Here is a 5,497-nt window from a genome sequence, read left to right on the forward strand (position 1 = left end):
GTCTGACATCTGCGGTTTCTGTATCGATCGAAGACTTATGCAATTCAAGTCTAGTTAACGATCGACTGTCAACTGTCAATCGTCAACTATCAATGACCAATCACCAATTCCCTAATTCCAACGCTTCTTGCGCTGTCGCTGGTTCGCCACTGACTCCACCAGTCCCAGCCCGAGAAAATTACTCAGCAGCGACGCATTTCCGTAACTCAGGAAAGGTAGCGGAATCCCGGTAACTGGTGCTAAGCCGATGTTCATCCCGATATTTACGAATACCTGAAAAATTAACATTGACAGTACGCCGATCGCCAGCAATGAACCAAAATTGTCGTTGGCAGTTTGTGCGATCGTCACCAAGCGGAAACAAATGACCCAAAACACCACCAGCACGCAAATACAGCCAATAAAACCCAATTCTTCGCCGATCGCAGAAAAGATAAAGTCTGTATGCTGTTCGGGAATAAAGTTAAGCTGAGTTTGGGTTCCGTGAAACAAACCCCTGCCTTTGAGTTCCCCGGCCCCGATCGCAATCCGAGATTGAATCAAGTGATATCCGCTGCCTAAAGGGTCTTTCTCGGGGTTTAAAAACCCTGTCAAGCGCATTTTTTGATAATCCTTGAGCACACCCCAAAAAACGTGCCCGACGTGTCCTGAAACCACGTTCACCAGCACAGTAGCGAAAGTCCCCAACCAGGGCCAAGGTAGGCTTCGCCAAGCGATAATACCCGCAATAACTACCCAGCCTATCCAAATCGGTGTAGACACGTTATTGAGGAGAACTGAGAATAGAGGAGAGAACAGCAATATCAGCCAGCCGGGATTGACATTACCCCAGTAAAACATCCCGATCGTGATCGCGCCAAATACGAGGGAAGTACCTAAATTTGGTTCGGCAAAGATCAATCCCCAGGGTACGGCCATAATCGCCAGCATCCTCAACATATCCCGCACCGTGGGGACAGTCTTGTCGTGCAGGAGAGCTGCTAAGGTGACAATCATCCCTACTTTGGCAAATTCTGACGGTTGCAGGTAGAAGCCGCCGATATTGATCCAACGCTGAGCACCGAGCCCTGTAGTACCGATAAACCGGACTGCGATCAGCGACAAATTGATTAATATGTAAATCGGCCATTTCCACTGAAGCAGTATTTGGTAGCGACAGCGGGAAAAGACGATCGCCAGCAACACACCAACTGCGCCCGTTACCCAGTGGCGCCACCAATCGATCGAGCCCTGGTTGATTTCGACGCTGCGGATCATGATTCCGCCGAAGATGGTGAGGCCGATGCAAGCGGCAAACAACCAAGGATCAGCTTCTTCCCAGGGTTTGAAGATCGATGTCCAGCGGTTTCTGACTTGTACTCTTTGAAACATGAGGATTTTAGATTTTAGATTTTAGATTTTAGATTATCGAGCCGATTTTCGGAAGTTGTAGATATATTTCGGATTCTGACTTGCTACGGTACTTTGGCAGTGTTGGTGTCAGTATGTCACTTTATTCGCCTAGTTATACTGAGGTTCCGGGCCTTCAGCAACGGGTGTTCTGTCGCCTGTGCGCTCACTCATACTCTGTGGGCGCCTGTTACCAGCAAGAATTGGTTGAAAGCCCTCGCGCCCGATCGGGATCAATTAAAATAAGACTATTCATTGCTTCAATCCTCGGACTTAAGGGTAGAGATAGCCCTCAAGCGGTCAACTCTCAACTGAACGCACCAATCTTCAGGCGGGGTGCTCGGGGCGCCCCGATTTGTAGGTTGCGCCCCCACAGCAACTTACTAAGATTTAATCGCCGATCGCCTCGCAAATCCTACCATCATCCTCGGCCCGGTTCGTAAAGGTATTCAAAACCGTTACCATCGGGGTCTCTACCGTAAAAAGATGCTGTACCGTCGCGGTGTTCGTGAATTTGGGTGACGGAAACACCTTCAGCTTTGAGCTGTTGGTAGGCGGATTCCATTTCGGTGCGATCGTCAAATACGAACCCAAAATGCGGCCCTGCTTGGTCGTAAGTCGGACTCAACAGCGCCAGTCCGTCCTCTCCTGCTTTCAAATAAGCCCAGTCTGCATCTTTCCAGACTAACTCCATGCCCAAATTGAGGTAAAACTGGGCAGATTTCTCTATGTCTTGCACGCAAACGGCTACGTGTCCCAATCGTTTTAGTTTCATGTTTACAAAATTTATGGTTGTGCTTTAGTTTATTGTATCTTTTTTCATTTGTTTCTAGATTAATTAGGTATTTTTTCAGGACTTTTGGTGGCTACTAATTGTACTTTTTCTACTTGTTTGCTGGCGTCCATTTCGCTAAACAGTTGAATGGCGCGGTCAAAATTTTCTTGGGCTGGCTCGATGTTACCAAGTTTTTGTTCTGTCAGGGCTAGTTGATAGCAAGCTTCGGCTCGGTCTAATTTAGCGCTGGGTAGATCGAGTATTTGTATTGCTTCTGCGTGGTGCAAAAGTGCTTGGTCAAATTCTCCTTGTTCTCGGTACAGGGCGGCTATACCGCTGAGAGCTTTGGCTTTGACGGTGCTGTACTGGTTTTCGTCGGCTTGGGCGATCGCTTGGCGGTACAAGCTCAAAGCTTTCTCTGTCTCTCCCAGGTTTTTGTAGGTGGCGGCTAGAAAAACTAGCTTATATCCTGTACCCACCAATTGACTCTCTTCGCGATCGGCATACAGTTTTTCGGCGAGTTCCTTGGCGGCTTTTTTGACTCCCACACAGGAGTTGAGAAAAGCTAAGCCGACCTCGATCGAATAACTGTTAATCCCGATAATCCCGATTTCTTCCCGCGAATTTTTGATCTTGACAAATATCTCCAGAGCTGATTCGAGTTCGCACAGTTCTATTTGACAAAAACCTATATTAATCGCTGCGTTAAGTTTCCAAAATTCTAGATTAGCTTGTTTGCCGTTTTCCGGTTCGCTGCTTTTCGCTAAACTTTGCAAACATTTACTTGCTTTTATTTCGGATATTTGGTGACATTCTATGGCTTGATTAATATCGCCCAATATTCGGTAAGAAATGCCTAAAATACTGTATAGACCGCTCAAATAATAATCAGATGTCACATTGTTGACGATGCGAGTAGTTGCTGAAATTATTGGCTGCAAGAAACCTAGTTTGTAGAGCGCTCGTCCGAGCTTGTAATCTTTAGCAAACTGGATATTAATTTTTTTGAGGATGACGCTAGCGGCCTGCTCGAAACAGCTAATTGCGACGTAATGATAGTACGCTTCAAAAGCTTTCAGGGCATCTTCTACAGTCTCAATAGTCTCTACGCTTTCAGTCCAAAATTCGGCTGCTTTGCGGTTGGCGGTGTCCCAGTCGGCGGGCGAGAGCCGATCGACTGCTTCTTCCCGAATTGCTGGATGCACCCAGTATTCGCCTTTTTGGGACTCGACTAGCGATCGGTGCAACAGCGATTTAATGATTTGTCGCCGTCCGGCTTCGGGCACGTCCCACAGCAAACACAAAAGTGCGTCAGTGGGGACTGTCGGCACGTCTTGATAGCGGTAGCAGCCCAAGCGACAGAGGAGTTGATAAGCTTCGGGATCGAGTTCTTGCAGGCGGTTGAATTGACTGGTAACTAAATTTTTTAAGTCGGTTTCCACCAGCGGATCGTCGCTGTTTTCACCCCAGTAGGCTGCCATATCTCCGTCAAAATCTTCTCGGATTGTCCCCCAAAGAATGCCCATGGCTTTGGCATTTCCGCCGTAAACTTTGTGCATTTCCCCGAGGGCGATCGCATCTGTGTTGATATTGCGATCGTTAAAATACTGCTGCCAAGTTTCCACATCCAATCCCGGAAGCAGGTAGTGTTCGACGGTTACGTCAGAATCGCAAAGTCGATCGCGACTGGTAATCAGCGTTACCGACTGCACCGCCGCGTCAGCCAAAACTCGCAACAGTTCGACGTACAGCCTGTGGGGTTCAATAAACTTACCTTGTCCGTCGAGGGCGGCTTCCAAATTGTCAATTAAAACACCGACTTTGAGAGTCTGAAGCTGCCGCTTCAGCCGCCCGAGCGTGACGCCAAAGTCTGGCCCTGGTTCTTCTTGAAAGTCTTGCTTGAGCCATTCTTCGATCGCACTTTCTAAGGCTGTGAGGTTTTCTGTCTCTTTTGCCATCAATAGTTCAATTACGCGATCGAACCCTTGAGATTTGAGGTACTGCCTAGCTAAAGTCGTTTTGCCCATACCGCCGGCAGCTTGGATCACAATAACTTTAGCGCCTTGGGCTACCAGAGTATTCAGATCCTCGATCGCCCCACACCTACCCAAAAAGTTCGGGTTTTCGATTTCCAACTCAGCGTCTATCCCCAGAGAAACTCGAGCCGGAACAATTTGTCCCGACTGCGGTTCTAGTTTCGAGTAGCTGCGCCAATATCGATCTATTACCGCTTGCAGGTTATCTCTTTTAACTTTTTCGCCTTCTCCAAACAAAGCTGAAAGCCGCTTCCACAAATTAGAGGCAGCATCTTTAACAGTCCCTACTCCATATCCTTCACCGTCTGCAACCTGTTGGTACGTCCTGCCTTGCACCCCGATCCAAGCTTCGCGAAAGATAGCGCTGTCAAGGTTGTCGAGAGTTTTCAGGTTTCGAGCCACAAGTAACGAGTTAGTAAAATCCAGTGCTTGATCCGCTTCCATTGAGTCACCAGGTTTAGCGTTACCTATATCAAACAACTCTAACAGACTTTTTCCGACTCGCTTACGGGCTCAAACAGCCGACTTATAAGGACTTTTGCCGACTGACAAGGCCGAGGTTGGCCGGCGAGACTGTTGAGTGTGGAGGGGAAGTTGACAGACAAGCTTCTGACATCCGCACCAATCAAGTCGAGTTTACATTCAGGAGCAAGCAGCTATGTCTATTAACAATGATGAAAAGGCGATCGTCGATGAAGTAATCCGCCCTCAAGAATGCGGTAGGGTGCGTTTTCAGAGCACTTGGTGGCCGGCAAAATGCGATCGAGACATAACTTTTGTGCCGGGCGACGTGGTTCGGGTGGTGGGAATTGACAACATTACCCTGATTGTCACAGCCTAAGTGCCGGTGGGGTAACGACCCCAGCCATCAGTTTTTCGCATCTCAAAGTTCAGCCAAATTTATAATCGGGAGCTAGCAATCATGACTTTTGAAAATTCCGAAAAAGCGATCGTCGATGAAGAAATCCGCCCTCTAGAGTCCGGCCGCGTGCGCTTCCAAAACAGTTGGTGGCCTGCAAAATGCGAGCAAGAGATCACTTTTCAACCGGGTGACGTGGTTCGCGTCATCGGAATTGACAACATTACTCTGATTGTGGCAGCCTAGCTGCCGATCGAGCCAGCGAATCGAGTCCTGCAAGTTTTTGCCTCTCAAGAATCCGACAAATCAGCACTCAGGAGTCCTAAAGTTATGAGTCTCAGCCATTTAGAAAGAGCGATTGTCGAAGAAGAAATTCGGCCTCAACAATCCGGTCGCGTCCGTTTTCAAAGCACTTGGTGGCCTGCGAAGTGCGATCGA

Annotated in this window: 5 protein-coding genes; 2 read left to right on the forward strand and 3 right to left on the reverse strand. The window is 48.2% G+C overall.

The window, feature by feature from the left end; all coding sequences use genetic code 11:
* Positions 1 to 111: 111 nt before the first annotated feature.
* The 3 genes from rodA to QT974_RS30440 all read right to left on the reverse strand — a co-directional run bounded on the left by rodA (position 112) and on the right by QT974_RS30440 (position 4,644).
* The gene (gene rodA / locus QT974_RS30430; protein ID WP_333472109.1) at positions 112 to 1,371 is read right to left on the reverse strand and encodes a rod shape-determining protein RodA; all 1,260 of its coding nucleotides are present in this window, start codon (positions 1,369 to 1,371) and stop codon (positions 112 to 114) included.
* Positions 1,372 to 1,810: 439 nt separating this feature from the next.
* The gene (locus tag QT974_RS30435) at positions 1,811 to 2,164 is read right to left on the reverse strand and encodes a VOC family protein (RefSeq protein WP_333472110.1); all 354 of its coding nucleotides are present in this window, start codon (positions 2,162 to 2,164) and stop codon (positions 1,811 to 1,813) included.
* Positions 2,165 to 2,223: 59 nt separating this feature from the next.
* Positions 2,224 to 4,644 carry a tetratricopeptide repeat protein gene (locus QT974_RS30440; RefSeq protein ID WP_333472111.1) on the reverse strand — a complete coding sequence of 807 codons (2,421 nt, stop codon included), beginning with the start codon at positions 4,642 to 4,644 and terminating at the stop codon, positions 2,224 to 2,226.
* 214 nt (positions 4,645 to 4,858) lie between these two features.
* Here QT974_RS30440 and QT974_RS30445 point away from each other — a divergent pair, with 214 nt between their 5' ends.
* Both QT974_RS30445 and QT974_RS30450 read left to right on the forward strand, forming a co-directional pair.
* On the forward strand, positions 4,859 to 5,041 hold the full coding sequence (locus QT974_RS30445; RefSeq protein ID WP_333472112.1) for an NfeD family protein: 183 nt from the start codon (positions 4,859 to 4,861) through the stop codon (positions 5,039 to 5,041).
* A gap of 81 nt (positions 5,042 to 5,122) precedes the next feature.
* Positions 5,123 to 5,305, forward strand: a complete 183-nt coding sequence (locus tag QT974_RS30450) for an NfeD family protein (protein ID WP_333472113.1) — start codon at positions 5,123 to 5,125, stop codon at positions 5,303 to 5,305.
* The last annotated feature ends 192 nt before the right edge of the window (positions 5,306 to 5,497 follow it).

This window comes from Microcoleus sp. BM001215392 (assembly GCF_036700185.1).
In the GTDB taxonomy this organism is placed as follows: Bacteria; Cyanobacteriota; Cyanobacteriia; order Cyanobacteriales; family Microcoleaceae; genus Microcoleus.